The following is a 16,409-nucleotide window of genomic DNA, read 5'->3' on the forward strand; positions in this document are numbered from 1 at the left end:
GATATATCATCCTTTCACTTACTTTTTTATAACTATTCTCATTCTACTGTTAAGGTCGACCAACTGTCAATGATTCCTATCGCTGTTTTTCATTAAAGAATTCATTATTTCAAAAAAAACACTAATCTTTAAAGATCAGTGTTTTTCACAACGTCATTATTCGGATGCAGCGAACGGTATTGATTATAGTACCAAAAATCAATATAGTCATCTGAAAAAGGTCCCTTTTTATCGAGTACCCACTCTGTCAAAATGCCTAGCTGTTGTTTCAGGATACGATCAACCTCTTCGGGATAATGCATTGAACGTTTTCGGAACTCATATTCATCTTCGTCTAACAAATGAAAACTCCCATTTGGGAACACTTTAATATCTAAATCATAATCGATATACTTAAGTGCTTCGTTATCAATCAGATAAGGAGAACCAATATTACAATAATGATGGACCCCATCTGCACGTATCATCGAAATTACGTTAAACCAATGTTCTTTATGAAAATAAGAAATTGCTGGTTCTCTCGTAATCCATTTGCGTCCATCAGATTCCACCACCAGCGTTCGATCGTTTCCGCCGATAAGTAATTGATCAGTCGCCTTTAAAACAGTCGTCTTTTTCCAGGTACGATGAAGTTTACCGTCGTGTTTATAACTTTGAATCTTAATGACGTCCCCTTCATTCGGAAGACACATTGTTATAACCTACTTTCTGGAATAACTCATAACTCTAACACTCGTTCTTCGACTCACTTATTAAGTCATCTAAGCAACGACTACGGCATCATTATGGCTGTTTTGCGGCAAATACTGCTTGATAGCATCTAAATACAAGCACAATATAACTAGTGTTCATGGTTATATTCTATTTACAACTAATTTCACTAATAAGTATACCATAAGGATGTAATAAAATTAAAGCGGTACCGTTATTTTATGAAACGGGTAATGAGCGCCCACCGTCAATGACAAGCGTCTGACCACAAATCATTTTAGCTTGATCTGAAACTAAAAACATCACCGCATCAACAAGATCTTCCGCTTGTACCATGCGGCCCATTGGTGTGTGTTTAATTGCATCCGCCAACAACTCCTCACGGTTCGGGAAATGGTCCAGCGCCTCTGTTTGTACAACGCCTCCTGACACTGCATTTACGCGGATACCTTCACTCGCTAATTCAACACCTAAATATCGCGTCAAGGCTTCGACTGCGGCTTTCGAGACGCCCACCGTTGTGTAATTTTCAAGTACGCGCATTGAACCAATTGAGCTCAAGCTCACAATCGCACCGCCTTCTTCGGTACGAGTCATCAATTTAGCCGCTTCTTGCGCTGCGAACAAAAGTGATTTAGCATTGATTGACATCGTCCAATCCCAATGTTTTTCTGTCAATTCCATCACCGGTTTCAAGACACCACTGGCTGCATTATTAATAAACACATCTAAACGACCGAACTCTGATGCGACTGTTGCAAACAATTCTTGGATTTTAGTGACGTCACCTACATTAGCTTTGACGATTAAACATTTTCGACCTAAGGCTTCTATTTCCGCCTGTACTTCTTCGGCTTTTTTACGATTACGATTAAAATTAACAACAATATCATAGCCTTGTTCCGCTAAACGAATTGCTATTAAGCGCCCAATCCCTCTACTACTACCTGTTACTAATGCTACCTTATTCATCTCTCATTCCACTCCTTGTTTTTAAATATAATTGCCATACTTTTTGATACGGTACCGGAAACGGTAAGTGTTTCATTGCAGTAATCGAAACAAAACGGTAGTTTTCCGGTAGTTTAAACTCATCGGTTGTGATGATACCGGTTAGTGTCTCAACTTCCCACTTCAGATGCGAAAAGACGTGTTTGACTTGCCCGAGCGACTCTTGATTGACATACACCGGTAAATCAAGACCGATTTTGAAACTTGTCGCTAGGTCGGCAAAGGGTTTATCCGCTTCTATAGAAGGAAACATCCACATATTAGCCAATAACCCTGTCTCGGGTCGTTGCTGCACGAGAATTTCGCCAGCGTTATTTTGAATAATCGCTGTTACTAAGTACCTTTGCTTTGTTTTAATTTTTTTTGTTTTGACTGGAAAGTTAAGCATGGTCCCACTAGCATGCGAACGGCAATATTGCGCCACTGGACACGCAGCACATTTTGGGTTTTTAGGCGTACAAATAGTGGCACCCAAATCCATCAATGCTTGGTTAAAGGCACCTGGATTTGTCTGTGATATTGTTTCAGCAACGACCTTTTCAAACACTTTGCGTGTTTTAGCTTTCGCGATATCATCTTCAATTTCCATCAAACGTGAATAGACACGATACACATTACCATCCACTGCTGGCTCTGGTTGATTATAAGCGATACTTAAAATAGCACCGGCTGTATAAGGTCCAACACCTTTAAGCGCTAAAACCGTTTCTTTATCGGTTGGCACTATGCCATCATACAGTTCCACGACTTCTTTCATAGCTGTTTGTAAATTGCGCACGCGTGAATAATAACCTAATCCTTCCCACGCTTTTAAAATCAATTCTTCTGGTGCCTCCGCAAAAATATGCATCGTCGGAAACAGTGTCATAAAACGTTCGAAGTAAGGGATAACTGTATCTACTTGTGTTTGTTGCAACATTATTTCTGATACCCATACCCGATAAGGGTCTCTGTTTTCACGCCACGGAAGCTCACGTTTTTCATCTTCATACCAGGTAACGAGATTATCTGGGAATTGTTGTTTTTCTTGTTCACTCCAATTACTCATCACTCTTTTAGCGACTCCTTTTTGATACATCAGTGACAACACTGTATAATAACAATTAGATAATGGTATTAGTCAGTAACGCATTTATTATCTTTTTTATTATAACGAGTATTCACTATGATTACTAGGAGGAGATTTAATGGACTCAGCCACACATTTAGCTATGGGGATTGCAATTGGCGGCTTGGCAACCGTTGACCCTGCTTTTCAAACACCTGATATTAGTATGCTTGGACTGATGGGTGCGATGGTTGTTGCTCAACAGGCCCCTGATATTGATACTATCTTAAAACTTAAAGGAAACGGCATTTACATTCGGAATCATCGTGGCCTCACGCACTCATTACCGTTTCTCCTCATCTGGCCTGCTTTAATAACGCTTGTTTTCGGATACGCCTTTCAATTTAATTGGCTCCATTTATTCCTTTGGAGTTGCTTCGCTGTTTGTCTGCATGTGTTTGTTGATATATTCAACGCTTACGGCACACAAGCCTTAAGACCTTTCAGCAGACAATGGATTGGACTTGGTTTCATCAATACCTTTGATTGGTATATTTTCGGAAGTCATGTACTAGCAGTTCTTCTGTGGATGCTGTACCGGCAACCACTTATCATTTTCGGTACGATGTATTTGAGTTTAATCGCTTATTACGTATTGCGCTACTCCATCCAACGTAGTGTACGTCGCTCAACTATTCGTCTTATCGACGATGAGGTCGAAGAAATAATGATTTCATCAACTTCACATTTTTTTCAATGGCGTATTGCTGTCATTACAAAAGATACCTATTATGTTGCACGCGCCTATCGGACACAGGTCACGATGCTTGAAAAATTCAAACGACTTCCTTTACCGATGGAAGACCCTATTATATTAAAAGCGTTAGAAGATGAGAACATTCGTTCATTTCTATCGTTTTCAAAAGTATACCGTTGGCAACTCGAACGTCTCTCTGACAATGGCTATTTAGTCGTCTTTACCGATCTACGATATCGTAGCAACGGACATTATCCGTTTGTAGCTGTCGTTAAACTCGATCAACACCTACATATCCATTCTTCTTATACGGGGTGGATTTTCAAACAAGGAAAACTACAAAAAAAACTATACTTAGATGAACATTATTTATAATACAGCAAAGTAGTAAACCAATATGGTTTGCTACTTTTCCCTTCCAATTATGAGGGAAGCTGTTGCGGGCGTTGCCTCATCCTCCTCGCTGCGGTGTATTCGTCTAACGCTTTCCCATTACGCGCAGTCCCCCCTTAAATCGGTCGGAAAAAATCTGTTGAACGTATTTTTGCTGATGCAAAAGAAAAGCATGGTATGCGATGGACGCGTTATCGTGGAATCGATACGTGACATTGCAGATGATGTTGACTTATACTGTAATGAACTTGAAAAAAATGGTGAATTGGGATTGGAATCCCTCTGTTAAAATAAAAAAAGTCATTTTTTTAATGACAATAACAAAAAAAGCAAATTTTCTATCGAAAATCATCGATAGACAATTTGCTTTTGCTACAAGATGACTTGACTGAAAAGAAACGTTGTTATATCCTCTCGTATTTAAATCCTAAACTTGGGTGATTTCAAAAATAACGCATCGACGGGAAATAGTCGAGACGTTATTTTCTCCAATCACTGCCGTTTAGAACGGCTTTAAATTCTTTTGTTCTAGGAAACACGAGCCTTTGAGGTGAGTGTACAGATGGTACTCGACTCCGAGAAGGCGAGGCATTGACGACCTAGAACAGCGTTTATCTTCAGTCTGACGCACTCAAAAAATGAGTGCTTTCTTTTTGGTTAACATACTACTTCCTTATTTCAATACTCTTCGTCTAAATCTGCTAACATGTTTTGAATCGCTTCATATTTAAAACCTTTTTGCATTAATCCTTTAATAATCTTACTCTTTTGTTCGTAACCTTTATACTTGCTAAACTTCCGTTCGAATTTCTCATACTGTAGTTTCAGGGCATCCGCTTCTTCTTCATCAGAAACAAACTCTTGCAAGACAGATTCTAACACGTCTTTATTGCCATAATACCCTTTAACCATGACAGTTGTTTGTAATTTCTGTTTCAACTTAACCTGCGATACGTTATGTTGTGTCCGAGCCACCTTATGCAAGACCTTATACAAATGCTCATCATGTAGTTCATCGGTAAAATAAGTGAGGGCTTCTTCAATGTCATTTTCAGCAATCCCTTTTTGGCGCAGCTCTCTAATAATTAACTGCGGTCCTTTTAAGGTTGTATTAACCATCGTCCGACAAAACATTTTTGCAAAGGCATTATCATCGACAAACTTGTTCGAGCGTAAATATACTAAGGCTGCATCAATCGCATCTTCTTCATACTCTTTCTTTTGTAAATCAGCAATGATTTCTTTTTCTGATCGCATCCTCACCGCTAGGTAGACCAAGGCACGGTTAATCGCCTTCCGATGCGTTTCTTCATCGGTCATTTCTGCCAACAAGTCATCATCAACTTCCATGCCTTTACGCAATCCTAACTTCGTCAAAACAGCCATATCAACGCCACAGCTGAATTCATCATTGATATATATATTAAAACGTTCCTCATTTTTCTTCTGTACTTCAATCTTTGTGATTTTCTTCAAGTCACTCTTCCTTCCTTTTGCTCGTTGATAAGCTAAACTAGAGTTATCAACCGAGGAGGTTTTGGGATGAATATACTTATTAGCGGTGGAACCGGCTTAATCGGTTCACACTTAACGGCAGCACTCATTGCCGAGCAACATCATGTTTACATTTTAACGAGATCACCGACTAACAAATCCTCAACCTATCTTCATTTTATCACATGGTGTCCACCCTCAGCTAACGTAATCAGCTATACTGTCGAGCAGTTACAGTTGAAATTTGACGTGATTTATAATTTAGCAGGCGCCCCGATTGGGCCTCGACGATGGACGACGCAAGCAAAAGCTGAAATAACGGCGAGTCGTCTCGATAGCACACGTGCTCTCGTTTTGTTTGTCCAACAGCTTACAGTCAAACCTGATGTCTGGATTAACGCTAGTGCTATCGGCTTTTATCCAGCGGATGATACCCCCTATTACGACTCACAGAGCTATTCACCTGACGATTCGTTTTTAAGCACAGTGGTTCAACAGTGGGAAGCTAGTGCAGCTGCAGTCGCTCAACTAGGTGTGAGAGTCGTTTATTGCCGCTTCGCCTTAATTCTCGCCCCTAAAGGAGGAGCCTTTGCGCCACTGCGACTGATTACTAAATTGGGCCTCAGTGGCAAAATCGCCTCTGGTGAACAGTGGTATTCTTGGATTCATCTCGCAGACTGTGTTGCAGCCTTACTATTTATCATTAAACAACCACAATTGGATGGTGTCGTTCATCTGAGTGCCCCTCATCCTGTTCGACAAGCTGACTTTGCCAAACAATTAGCAACAACACTTCACCGACCGTGCTTTTTTCCGTTACCACGCTTCATGCTACACACACTTTTAGGTGATTCAGCTGTTTTAATCACCGAGGGCCAATGTGTAATCCCCACTAAATTGACAGACGCTGGCTTCACTTTTAACTATCCCTTTTTAAAAGAGGCCTTAACAATGTTAGTTCAAACAAAGAGAGGCATCCGCTAATACACGGATACCTCTCTTACTGTTTATGTACTTTATTTTCGTTCTTTTTTCTTCTCCTGTAGGCTCGTCTTGAGCCAACCAACTACCGCTGGTAAAATCGAGATAAAAATAATCGCCAAGATGACTACGGAGAAGTTCTCACTCACAAAGGGGATATTGCCAAAAAAGAAACCAATAATTACAAAGAGGAATACCCACAAAACGGCACCAATGACATTGTACATTAAAAACTGACGATAACGCATCCGTGAAGCACCCGCAATAAAGGGTGCAAAGGTTCGAATAAATGGCATAAAACGTGCAAAGACAATCGTCTTGCCCCCGTGTTTATCAAAGAAGGCTGTTGCTACCGCAATTCGTTCTTCACTAATAACCTTACCTAACCAGCTGTTTTTCGGAATCGATGTCCCGATTAACTTACCGATTTCGTAGTTGACCGAATCACCAATAATACTAGCTGCTAAAAAGATGATCAACAACCATTTTAAATCAAACGAGCCCATTGCAGCTAATGCGCCACTAGCAAAAAGCAACGAATCTCCCGGTAAAAAGGGGAAAATAACTAAGCCGGTTTCAACGAAGACGATGGCGAACAAAATACCATACGACCAGCCACCGAACATTTGGATAATCTCTACTAAATGTGTATCGATATGGATTATGAAACTAATGATACTCTGTATAATTGTCATTCAATCGCTCTCTTTCCTACTTTTACTTACCCTTAAATAATAGCATACCCTCGAGGGATAAATAAAGTTATAAGCTAGGATTTAAGAACGATCGCTTACTTCAGAAGAGTCCTCGCTCACTGTTACATCATCATACTGAATATCTTGTGGCGCTAACAAGCGTCGTTTGCTTATTAATAACATTAGTTGAATCATCGTAAAGGCAATTGAACTACTTTTACGAAAGGCAATATAACGTGGGCGCCAGTCATAAACAAATTTATTTTTATAATTACGCAACCCTTGAAATCCGTAGAAGTCTTGACTGAAGCGATAAATAAACCCGGCAATTCGTTCACTGACAAACGCATAGCGACTTGCACCGACGTTTGAGAGCGGTGACATCCCGAGGTTGAATTCTTGATAACCATTCGCTTGCGACCATTGGTATAAATTGACGAACAAGAAATCCATAATACCTGATGGTGCCTCTTCTGAATGGCGCATCAAATCAATCGAAGATAATGTGGTTGTATGTGAAGGCATCATCGTCGCGAAAGCGACAATACGCCCATTTTCATTTTTAACGACTGCAACCGGCGCCGCTTCGATATAACTTGCATCAAAGAAACCAAGCGAAAAGCCTTTTTCTTTGCGGTTACCTAACCAATTATCAGATACCGCTTTTAACTCCGCCATCAATTCCGCCGTAAATGGCGGCTGGATCATTTCAAAGACAAATTCCTCACGTTCAACTTTATTGATAGCAGCCCGCAAGCCTTTTTTCTTTTTACCTGTTAAGGTGAAGTTTTCCACATCGACATAGCCTTGTTCGCCAATTTTCATGAAGTCAAATCCATGTTCATGCAACATCGCAATCATTGCCTCATCAATCTCATAAAAGACTGGACGGTAGCCAAACTGATTGGCCCGAACCATTAGTTCTTCTACTGCCGTCTGCGTGTAGCTGAGATCGCCAATCGGATTCCCCATAATGACCATCTTATCGGCATATGTACGGTAGATAAACATCAGTTTATCGTCACTTGACCAAAAGATATGTTTATCTCTTAAATGAACCAAATGCGAAATATCATTCCCACCATAGGTTGCAAAGTGCTTCTCGATTTTCGTTTTATTATAGGGTGAACCTAATGTTTCGGTTGTATAAGTCGTATACACATAAAGCAACGCCAAGATAAGACCAGCAATTAAAATTCCCATGATACCTAAAAACCAAATTTCTTGCGATTTAACAACCATCCAGTCGGGGACAACGTGAGGTTTTCGGAGTGATGGACGATTATAAATACCAATCCAGAGATAAACAAAAATGGCGACACTAAAAATAAAGGTATCAATTAACGCTCGACTCCACGTATAGACAAATTTAACACGATAAAACTCCTTGCGTGCTAATACTAAACAAAGTAATACTACTCCTAAAATAAGCGTTTGTTTAAGCGAAACACCTCGTAAGATAGTATTTAAAATCGCACAGGCAAGGACTATTACGGTCACTAGGTACATTTTTTTTGTTTTACGCTCAATCCCTCGTCCGAGACCAATTAAGATAAAGCCATATGTAACAGCCGTCAGCTGAGATAAAAAGATAAAACCAAAACTTTTTGCGTCATGGACCAGTTTAAAATGGTTTCCGACATTTGGCGCGGCAGCAGTTAAAATGAGCAATATACCTGCTAAATAAACGAAACAAACCAGTGTAATATGAGCGACTTTTCGGATTGCTAGCGCCGGAATGCCTTCTAAAAACAAATTCAACTTGCGCACGCCATGACTCATTAAAATAAAGACTGATAAGAAAAATGGAACAAAATAATACGCAATCCGGTAAAACAACACCCATGCAATCGCAAGTTCACTATTAATTCCGAGTGCACTCATTCCAAGCAACATCACTAAGTCAAACGATCCTAAAGCACCGGGAATCAATGAAACAATTCCGACTATCGATGCGATAATAAAGACCGGGAATAGTTTAATGACATTCACCGGTTCATTTAACAACCAGCCAATCACGACAAACGCACAGCCTGAGGCGAGCCATTCCATCGTTGAAGCAAACACGAGTACACCTTTCTTCTTCGGCGTCAAATCTGTAAAGAACGTGTACTTTTTACTGTTCGTCAAAAACCACAGAACAGGTAAATAAAGCGAGCACGCCACTAGCCATGGCCAGTACTTATGAACATGTTGTGTATAACTAGGAACCATGAAAAACAATAAGATGACAACAGCTAAGACTGATAGGCCAGATAATAAGAATAAGCCAATTTTAGATAAGGCATACAGTAAATCTTTCTTTTTAACCTCTTCATTACCGTAGTACAACATTCGTATTGAAGCGCCAACTACCCCACCCATACCACCAATATTGGCAAAGGTATTGGCAATAAACCCAGCTTGTACAATTTGCATTTTTGAATATTTACGCGGTAATAATGTAACAAGTACAAAATCATACAATAACATCGGGAGCAAGGCGATAACACCGACCAATAACACTAAACCGATTGTTTGCGGCGTTTGTTCGACCATATGTGCTTTCAACAGCGGATAATTGATGTTGCGCCCTTCAGACACTAACACAAAAGTTAAAACAGCCACAATCAAACCAATGAAAACAAATTTAACAGTCCGACTATTTGTTTTTAAAAACTGTAATATGCGTTTAAACAGTACTTTCATAGTATAAAACCCCTAACATGACATAATATCTCCATTCTAACTGTTTTGGTTATAAATTACTACCTCAACACTACTTACATTGTTGTCACGTTAGTCAAATGAGTCCAAAAAAAACAAGTCGCCTTTAGACGACTTGTTTCACATTGTAGACAAAATCCAAACAGACTTCATTTTCTTTCGCATTTTATTACAGTGCGTTTGTTTACGAGATGATAAGACTGAATAGTTATTTTCATGCAATTAAGCTTCGATAGTTCCTTCTAAACGGTAATTTTTTGTTCGTTTCAAATGTAAGACTCCGATTAAAAGGGCATTGAATGCAAGGATAAAGAGTGTCATAACAACGAGTGTTTGACCCACTACACCGTTTGATAAACCGTCTGTTAACGCCTGACGGTAACCATTGACTGCATATGTCATTGGCAAAGCTGTATGCAAGACTTGGAAGAAACCATTCGTTAATTGTAATGGGAAGGTTCCGGCACTTGCACCTAATTGTAAGACAAGTAAAATCATTGCCATGAAACGACCTGGGTTACCAAAGGTAATCGCTAAGAACGATACAATCGACATGTAGGCAAGTGATGTAAAGAGTGATACAAGCACAAATTGTCCCATATGTTCCACCTCTAAACCGAGCCCTAACACCATAATAACATCTAATAAGAGCGCTTGGACAATCGCATGCGCAATCATCACGCTGAATTTACTAAACCACCATGACAGTGCTGATTTCGGATAAGAGACAGGTACCTCAATCGGGAAAATAACATTAAAGGTTAATGAGCCTACAAATAAGGCTAAGGCCATTACATAAGGTGCTAAACCATGACCATAGTTAGGTACTTTACTTAATTCTGTTTTGTTTAAATCAGTTGGTTTTGCCACCATTTTTGCATTGGCTGTTTTCAAGTTCGTATCTGCTACTTTATTTGAGGCTTCACCTAAAGTGTCACCTAATTTAACAGTACCGCTTGCTACCTGAGTTAAACCATCTGTTAATTTATTAGAGCCTTCTGCTAATTTAGTTGAACCGTCATGCAGTTGGCTTGCACCATCATTTAATTGTCCGACACCACTAGCTAAAGCAGGTGTTTTAGCTGCCAATTGTTGTGTGCCGTCTGCTAGTTGAGACGCACCCGCTTGGAGTTGACCTGAATTAGCAGCAAGTTCAGCTGCACCATTATGTAAAGTAGTAACACCCTCACCTAAGGTTGCCACCCCATTTGTATAAGTTGTTAGGCCACTATTAAGCGTTTCTGAACCGGTTGAAGCACTGTTGAGTCCCGTTGCAAGTTGTGAAACACCTTCATTAGCTTGAGAGGATCCATTTGCTAATTTCGCACTTGCAGCTGCTGCTGTATTAATTGCATCTGTTAATGTTGGAGCGCTTGCTTGTACTTTTTTCGCTCCTGTGACTAACGCTTCACTACCTGTTTGAGCCTCATTAAGGCCCGCGATTAATTGTTCTGATCCTGGTGCAAGTTGGTCAATCCCGGTTTGAAGTTGAGCTACGCCAGTCTTCAGAGCAGTCACTTTTTCAGTTAAACCAGCATCACCAATCGCCTGTAAAGCTGTCGCCACATTTGTAAGACTTTCTTTAGCACTTGCTAATGCTGCGCCTTGTTGTTGTGCTTTGGATCCGACTGCTCCTTGTAAAGCCGTCATCAATTCGGTTTGTTGTGCGGGTGTTAATGCTTTGAAGGCGGCTGTCTGCTGCACCGCTTTCACTTCAGCTGAGTCAGCTGGCGCTTGTACGCTGCTAGCAATTGTTTGCATGCTTGTACCAACAGTGGTTAACTCTGACTCAATCGCTGCCGTATCAATCGCCGGTAAATCACCAGCCAAACCATCACTTAATTGACTGATACCGGCTTGTAATTGTTTCACACCACTTACTAAGTCTCCACCTTTATCACTCAGCGTCGTTAAACCGGCAGTTAAACTCGTTTGACCGTCTACGAGTTGATCGATGCCCGCTGTTAAGGCTGGTGCTTTTGTTGCTAACTCATTTAAACCAGTGCTTAATTGCTGATTCCCATCAGCAACAGCGCTCACACCTGTTTGTAGTGTTGAACTACCCGCTTGCAATTGACCTAATCCGTTTGCTAGGCTGTTGGCTCCCGTTGTTAATTGGGCTGAATTACTTGTGAGCTGATTCGCGCCACTTGCCAGCTGTGTCGAACCTTCAGCCAGTTGACCGACGCCATTTGTATAGGTTGATACACCTGTTGTTAATGCTGTTGCACCTGTATTCAATTGGTTTACACCTGTTTGTAAGGCTTCTACCCCCACAACCAATTGTTCGCTACCTGATTGAAACGTTAAGGTACTATCTGACATTTTTTTGAGGTTTTCGGCAATTGTTTCATTACCGGTTTTGACTGTGTTAGTCCCTTTGGTCAATTTACTAGAGGCGTCAGCTGCCTCACCAAAGCCATCACCCATTTTAGTGATTTGTGCAAATAAGGCTTGACTGTACTGTTCCGTTACTGTTTGTGAAATCGTTTGATTAATTGTTGTCGCCCCTTGAGTGGCGATTAAGTCCCCTGTCATAATTTTACCCGGGTTCGTAGCATAATTTAACTGCATTTTTTGCGGTTCATCATCTAATAGTGTCGCTGCATTTTTCGAGAAATCTGTTGGAATAGTGATAACCATGTAGTAGTCACCTGTTTTAAGTTGTTCATTCGCTTTGGTCTCATTTTTAACGAATTGCCAATCAAAGGTGTCATTTTCTTTCAGGTTATCAACCAATTGTTCTCCGACATTTAATTTTTCGCCGTCCATTTCAACCGCTTGATCGTGATTGATGACCGCGACTTTGAAATTTTCAGTCTTGCCATACGGATCCCAAATCGATCCTAAAAAAGTGCCTGCATACATTATCGGGATAAAAAGTAACACAATCACCGAAATTAATAAGGTACGATTACTTGCTAAAGTTTTCCATTGTTGTTTCCACATACACCTATTCCCCCATTTACTTACTACTTATATTTTGGTCCCTGTTGGTCCAATCGACTTGTGGTATGTCTGTGACACCTAATATATTAGTTAAAAACGGTCCAGCAATAATACCTTTTAAAAACCGTTCTATGCCCGCATCCATTTGTAAAAACACTTTTTCCAGTGCTTGCAAGCCATCTTCGGCATACATGCCACCACTAAATGCTTGTAACAGCATATCATCTTCATCACTGAATGTTTGCACTGGGCCGCATACCGCATAATAAATGTCATACAAGGTCATTTCATCAATTGATTTGGCAATCATATAACCACCGTTATTGCCTGAAACCGATTTAATTAAATCTGCCACAACTAATTTACGCATAATCTTCTTCAAATAAGCCTGTGACATTTGCAATCGCTCACTAATATCTTGTGATTTCAGCGACTTATCGGCCGTTTGCGTCGCAAGTAACACCATGATACAAATCGCTTGCTTCATACTCTTAGAAAACTTCATTTGTTCTCCACCTCACTATAGCGCTTTTCATTGTCCTTTAGGGTCTTTTGTTGTCCCTAATACAATATAGTACTTTCTCTCAAAAAAGGCAAGTCTTTTGGCAAAAAAAATTCTAATTTTCGTTAATATAGATAGAATGGTGGCAGTCTGAGCTCGCAGTGCTATAATAGATAGTGAGGTATTTAATGAGCGAACTGTTATTTACAACTAATCAATGATAAAGGAGTACAGCTATATGACAAAGTTAGAACTGACCGAATACTTGGAAGCGAATTTATCGGCACATACGATTTTCATCGAGAATGCCTTTGCCTACCAAGAGGCCAAAAACAAACGTCGTCCGAACAAGAAAAGATGGACGGAAGAAAAAATGATGCGAGCCACAAATAAAATGTGGCTCGACTTTGTTGGAAACGTGTTTGAAAAACTAAAACTCGAAGTCCGTAAAGACACGAGCGTATCTTCATGGGAAGATTTCATCGCTAAATACGAGATGTTAGATTCGCTTGATGAAGCCATCATCTCGATTGAATTCGAATAAAAAAAGTCGTACTAACCACTTACACTGTGGTCGGTACGACTTTTTTTGTCTTTTTTCACTATAAACTGAACGAACAAACCGCCTCTACATGAGCAGTTTGCGGAAACATATCCACTGGTTGCACCTCATTGAGGGTATAACCACCATCAACGAGCACGCGTGCATCACGTGCTAAGGTGGCTGGATTACATGAAACATACACAATTCGTTTTGGTTTCATCTTTAGAAGTGTATTTAATAATTTCTCATCGCAGCCTTTACGGGGCGGATCGACACAAATAACGTCGGCTGTAACACCTTGTTTATACCAGTTCGGAATGACAACTTCGGCAGGACCTGCTTCGAAGGTTGTATTCGTTAAGCCGTTCAACAAGGCATTTTCTTTCGCATCTTCAATTGCTTCTGGCACAATTTCAACACCGTAGACATGTTTGGCACCTTTCGCGAGGCATAATGAAATTGAACCGATACCACAGTATGCATCGATGACATTCTCAGAACCTGTTAAGCCTGCACTTTTAAGTGCTTCGGCATACAACACTTCTGTTTGCTCCGGATTGATTTGATAAAATGACCGTGGTGATATTTTAAATTTAACATCGTGAATCGTATCCTCGATAGTATCTTGTCCATAGAGATGGATTGTTTGGTCTCCGAAGATGACATTTGTCTTCAGTTTATTCACATTTTGATAGACACTGACAATCTCAGGGACAGCAGCCACAATTTCTTCAACAATTAAACGACGACGTGGCATATCGGGTGTCCGTGTAATTAAAACGACCATCAATTCATTCGTACTGCGACCATAACGTAACATCACATGACGTAAGGTACCTTTGTTTGTACGCTCATTGTAAGGAAACACCTCATGCTTCGCTAAGATTGTATTAATAGCTTGCATCGCTGCATCGTTATGCGTGTTTTGAATCAAACATGTCTCAGTGGCAATTAGGTCATGACTACGTTCACGATAAAAGCCAAGACGATTCATACCGTTGACTTCGCCATAAGGGAGCTGTGACTTATTGCGGTAAGCCCAAGGATTGTCCATCCCTTTCGTTGGTAAAACAGTGACATCTGCAAAATGTCCTAATCGTTGAAAAACATCAATAACATGTTGTTGTTTGAATTCCTGCTGTCCTTTATATGAGAGATGCTGTAATTGACAACCGCCACATTGCGCATAAACGGCGCACGGTGGCGTAACACGCTCTGGAGACGGTGTAATGATTGCTTGTAAACGTCCAAAACCATAGTTCTTCAACGTTTTAGTGATTTTCACTTTAATTGTTTCTCCGGGCAAGGCACTTTTCACAAAAATCGGATAGCCGTTAACTTTACAAACGCCGACACCTTCGTGTGATAAGCTTTCAACGATTAAATCAATTTCTTCGTTTTTATGCACTGGTAGTGCTTGATACATGATACATTCTCTCCTTCATCCAACGGCTAACTCACAGAAGGCGACTGAGTCAGTTTGACCCAATCGCCCGCGTTGGTGCTATTTGGTTGTGCCTCGTTTTTGAATCGTATAAGGTAATGTCACATGCGGTGATGTGAGCTCTTCTTTATTGAGTAATTTCGTTAAAAGTCGCATTGCAACTGCACCGATATCATACAATGGTTGTACGACTGTTGTCAATTGTGGCCGTGCCATTAACGTGATTTTCGTATTGTTCGAAGTAATAACTTCTAACTCGTTCGGTACACTCACACCCGCGTCTTGTGCCGCGTTTAAAGCACCGATAGCAATTTCATCATCTGAAGCAAAAATCGCCTCAACTTTCGTTTGTTTATCCGCCAATTGTGCCCATCCTAATGTACCTTGGTTGTAATTGTTGCCGCTCAATTCCACAACAAGATCAGGGTTGACTGTTAGTTTTGCCTCAGTCAATGCCATCACATAGCCATCGTATTTAGCACGCGTATTCGTGTTTTCATGACCATCACTTAAAAAGGCAATGTGTTGATGCCCTTTAGCCAACAACTCAGATACAACGGCGTAAGTTGATTGCTTATAATCAATATTAACACTTGGAATCGTATCCGTTGTGTCCAATACCCCCGCTAATACGATTGGTGTGTGTGAACGCGTTAATTCTTCTTGCACCTTATCCGAAATTTTATTACCCATGTAAACAATACCATCGACTTGCTTACCGAGTAATGTGTTTAACACAACTAATTCTTTTTCAGCATTATTATCTGAATTACTCAAAATAATATTATATTTATACATCGTTGCAATATCTTCAATTCCACGGGCAAGTTCCGCAAAAAACACGTTTGAAATATCTGGAATGATGACACCGACAGTCGTTGTTTTTTTACTTGCTAACCCTCGTGCAACCGCATTTGGGCGGTAGCCTAAACGTTCGATAACATCAAGCACTTTCTTTCTTGTTACTGGTTTAACATTGGGATTGCCATTAACGACACGGGAAACCGTTGCCATTGAGACACTTGCTTCGCGGGCCACATCATAAATTGTAATTGTCATGTAAATTCTCCTTCAGTTGTTTTTATATTTTTTCATCCATGTAGTTTATATTCACTTAAACCTTGAAATGTAAACGTAACCAATATACATTTATAATACTACTAAATGCTATGTT

The 16,409-nt window shown here is 40.3% G+C and carries 13 protein-coding genes and 1 pseudogene; 4 read left to right on the forward strand and 10 right to left on the reverse strand.

What is annotated here, in order from left to right; all coding sequences use genetic code 11:
- Window positions 1-128: 128 nt before the first annotated feature.
- The 3 genes from ACJYYY_RS08040 to mutY all read right to left on the reverse strand — a co-directional run bounded on the left by ACJYYY_RS08040 (window position 129) and on the right by mutY (window position 2,770).
- Entirely contained in the window at window positions 129-692 is a 564-nt protein-coding gene (locus tag ACJYYY_RS08040) for a DUF402 domain-containing protein (RefSeq protein WP_051457039.1), read from the reverse strand.
- Between the two features lie 238 nt (window positions 693-930).
- Window positions 931-1,683 carry an enoyl-[acyl-carrier-protein] reductase FabL gene (fabL, locus tag ACJYYY_RS08045; protein ID WP_035315410.1) on the reverse strand — a complete coding sequence of 251 codons (753 nt, stop codon included), beginning with the start codon at window positions 1,681-1,683 and terminating at the stop codon, window positions 931-933.
- Entirely contained in the window at window positions 1,676-2,770 is a 1,095-nt protein-coding gene (gene mutY, locus ACJYYY_RS08050; protein ID WP_035315413.1) for an A/G-specific adenine glycosylase, read from the reverse strand. Before mutY ends, fabL begins: the two co-directional genes overlap by 8 nt.
- 139 nt (window positions 2,771-2,909) lie before the next feature.
- Between mutY and ACJYYY_RS08055 the strand changes: the two genes are divergently transcribed.
- Both ACJYYY_RS08055 and ACJYYY_RS08060 read left to right on the forward strand, forming a co-directional pair.
- Window positions 2,910-3,902: a metal-dependent hydrolase gene (locus ACJYYY_RS08055; RefSeq protein ID WP_408868805.1), complete on the forward strand. Its 993-nt coding sequence runs from the start codon at window positions 2,910-2,912 to the stop codon at window positions 3,900-3,902.
- Window positions 3,903-4,046: 144 nt separating this feature from the next.
- Window positions 4,047-4,303: pseudogene (locus tag ACJYYY_RS08060) on the forward strand (transposase); the annotation flags it as partial.
- 295 nt (window positions 4,304-4,598) lie between these two features.
- Here the strand turns inward: ACJYYY_RS08060 and recX are convergent.
- Window positions 4,599-5,396 (reverse strand): recombination regulator RecX, encoded by a 798-nt coding sequence (recX, locus tag ACJYYY_RS08065; protein WP_035315624.1) that lies wholly within the window; start codon window positions 5,394-5,396, stop codon window positions 4,599-4,601.
- A 66-nt stretch (window positions 5,397-5,462) separates the two neighbouring features.
- Between recX and ACJYYY_RS08070 the strand changes: the two genes are divergently transcribed.
- Window positions 5,463-6,398, forward strand: coding sequence for a TIGR01777 family oxidoreductase (locus ACJYYY_RS08070; RefSeq protein ID WP_035315623.1), 936 nt, complete (start codon window positions 5,463-5,465; stop codon window positions 6,396-6,398).
- Between the two features lie 32 nt (window positions 6,399-6,430).
- Here ACJYYY_RS08070 and ACJYYY_RS08075 read toward each other — a convergent pair whose 3' ends face one another.
- The 4 genes from ACJYYY_RS08075 to ACJYYY_RS08090 all read right to left on the reverse strand — a co-directional run bounded on the left by ACJYYY_RS08075 (window position 6,431) and on the right by ACJYYY_RS08090 (window position 13,250).
- On the reverse strand, window positions 6,431-7,090 hold the full coding sequence (locus ACJYYY_RS08075) for a DedA family protein (RefSeq protein ID WP_035315622.1): 660 nt from the start codon (window positions 7,088-7,090) through the stop codon (window positions 6,431-6,433).
- An 81-nt stretch (window positions 7,091-7,171) separates the two neighbouring features.
- The gene (gene mprF / locus ACJYYY_RS08080) at window positions 7,172-9,778 is read right to left on the reverse strand and encodes a bifunctional lysylphosphatidylglycerol flippase/synthetase MprF (RefSeq protein WP_408868806.1); all 2,607 of its coding nucleotides are present in this window, start codon (window positions 9,776-9,778) and stop codon (window positions 7,172-7,174) included.
- A 240-nt stretch (window positions 9,779-10,018) separates the two neighbouring features.
- On the reverse strand, window positions 10,019-12,745 hold the full coding sequence (locus ACJYYY_RS08085; RefSeq protein ID WP_408868807.1) for a YhgE/Pip family protein: 2,727 nt from the start codon (window positions 12,743-12,745) through the stop codon (window positions 10,019-10,021).
- Window positions 12,746-12,761: 16 nt separating this feature from the next.
- Complete coding sequence (locus tag ACJYYY_RS08090; protein WP_035315618.1) at window positions 12,762-13,250, reverse strand: Rrf2 family transcriptional regulator; 489 nt, start codon at window positions 13,248-13,250, stop codon at window positions 12,762-12,764.
- A 235-nt stretch (window positions 13,251-13,485) separates the two neighbouring features.
- Here ACJYYY_RS08090 and ACJYYY_RS08095 point away from each other — a divergent pair, with 235 nt between their 5' ends.
- A complete protein-coding gene (locus ACJYYY_RS08095; RefSeq protein WP_035315617.1) occupies window positions 13,486-13,791 on the forward strand; it encodes a hypothetical protein in 306 nt (101 codons plus the stop codon).
- A 58-nt stretch (window positions 13,792-13,849) separates the two neighbouring features.
- Here the strand turns inward: ACJYYY_RS08095 and rlmD are convergent, their stop codons facing one another.
- Both rlmD and ccpA read right to left on the reverse strand, forming a co-directional pair.
- The gene (rlmD, locus tag ACJYYY_RS08100) at window positions 13,850-15,217 is read right to left on the reverse strand and encodes a 23S rRNA (uracil(1939)-C(5))-methyltransferase RlmD (RefSeq protein WP_035315616.1); all 1,368 of its coding nucleotides are present in this window, start codon (window positions 15,215-15,217) and stop codon (window positions 13,850-13,852) included.
- Window positions 15,218-15,295: 78 nt separating this feature from the next.
- Window positions 15,296-16,294, reverse strand: coding sequence for a catabolite control protein A (ccpA, locus tag ACJYYY_RS08105; protein ID WP_408868808.1), 999 nt, complete (start codon window positions 16,292-16,294; stop codon window positions 15,296-15,298).
- Between the last annotated feature and the right edge of the window lie 115 nt (window positions 16,295-16,409).

It is taken from the genome of Brochothrix campestris, assembly GCF_046058945.1.
Classification (GTDB): domain Bacteria; phylum Bacillota; class Bacilli; order Lactobacillales; family Listeriaceae; genus Brochothrix; species Brochothrix campestris.

Coding starts and splice junctions, on each gene's coding strand:
- ACJYYY_RS08040 (WP_051457039.1), bottom strand. CDS start 692: ATGTGTCTTCCGAATGAAGGGGACGTCATTAAGATTCAAAGTTATAAA.
- fabL (WP_035315410.1), bottom strand. CDS start 1,683: ATGAATAAGGTAGCATTAGTAACAGGTAGTAGTAGAGGGATTGGGCGC.
- mutY (WP_035315413.1), bottom strand. CDS start 2,770: ATGAGTAATTGGAGTGAACAAGAAAAACAACAATTCCCAGATAATCTC.
- ACJYYY_RS08055 (WP_408868805.1), top strand. CDS start 2,910: ATGGACTCAGCCACACATTTAGCTATGGGGATTGCAATTGGCGGCTTG.
- ACJYYY_RS08070 (WP_035315623.1), top strand. CDS start 5,463: ATGAATATACTTATTAGCGGTGGAACCGGCTTAATCGGTTCACACTTA.
- ACJYYY_RS08075 (WP_035315622.1), bottom strand. CDS start 7,090: ATGACAATTATACAGAGTATCATTAGTTTCATAATCCATATCGATACA.
- mprF (WP_408868806.1), bottom strand. CDS start 9,778: ATGAAAGTACTGTTTAAACGCATATTACAGTTTTTAAAAACAAATAGT.
- ACJYYY_RS08085 (WP_408868807.1), bottom strand. CDS start 12,745: ATGTGGAAACAACAATGGAAAACTTTAGCAAGTAATCGTACCTTATTA.
- ACJYYY_RS08090 (WP_035315618.1), bottom strand. CDS start 13,250: ATGAAGTTTTCTAAGAGTATGAAGCAAGCGATTTGTATCATGGTGTTA.
- ACJYYY_RS08095 (WP_035315617.1), top strand. CDS start 13,486: ATGACAAAGTTAGAACTGACCGAATACTTGGAAGCGAATTTATCGGCA.
- rlmD (WP_035315616.1), bottom strand. CDS start 15,217: ATGTATCAAGCACTACCAGTGCATAAAAACGAAGAAATTGATTTAATC.
- ccpA (WP_408868808.1), bottom strand. CDS start 16,294: ATGACAATTACAATTTATGATGTGGCCCGCGAAGCAAGTGTCTCAATG.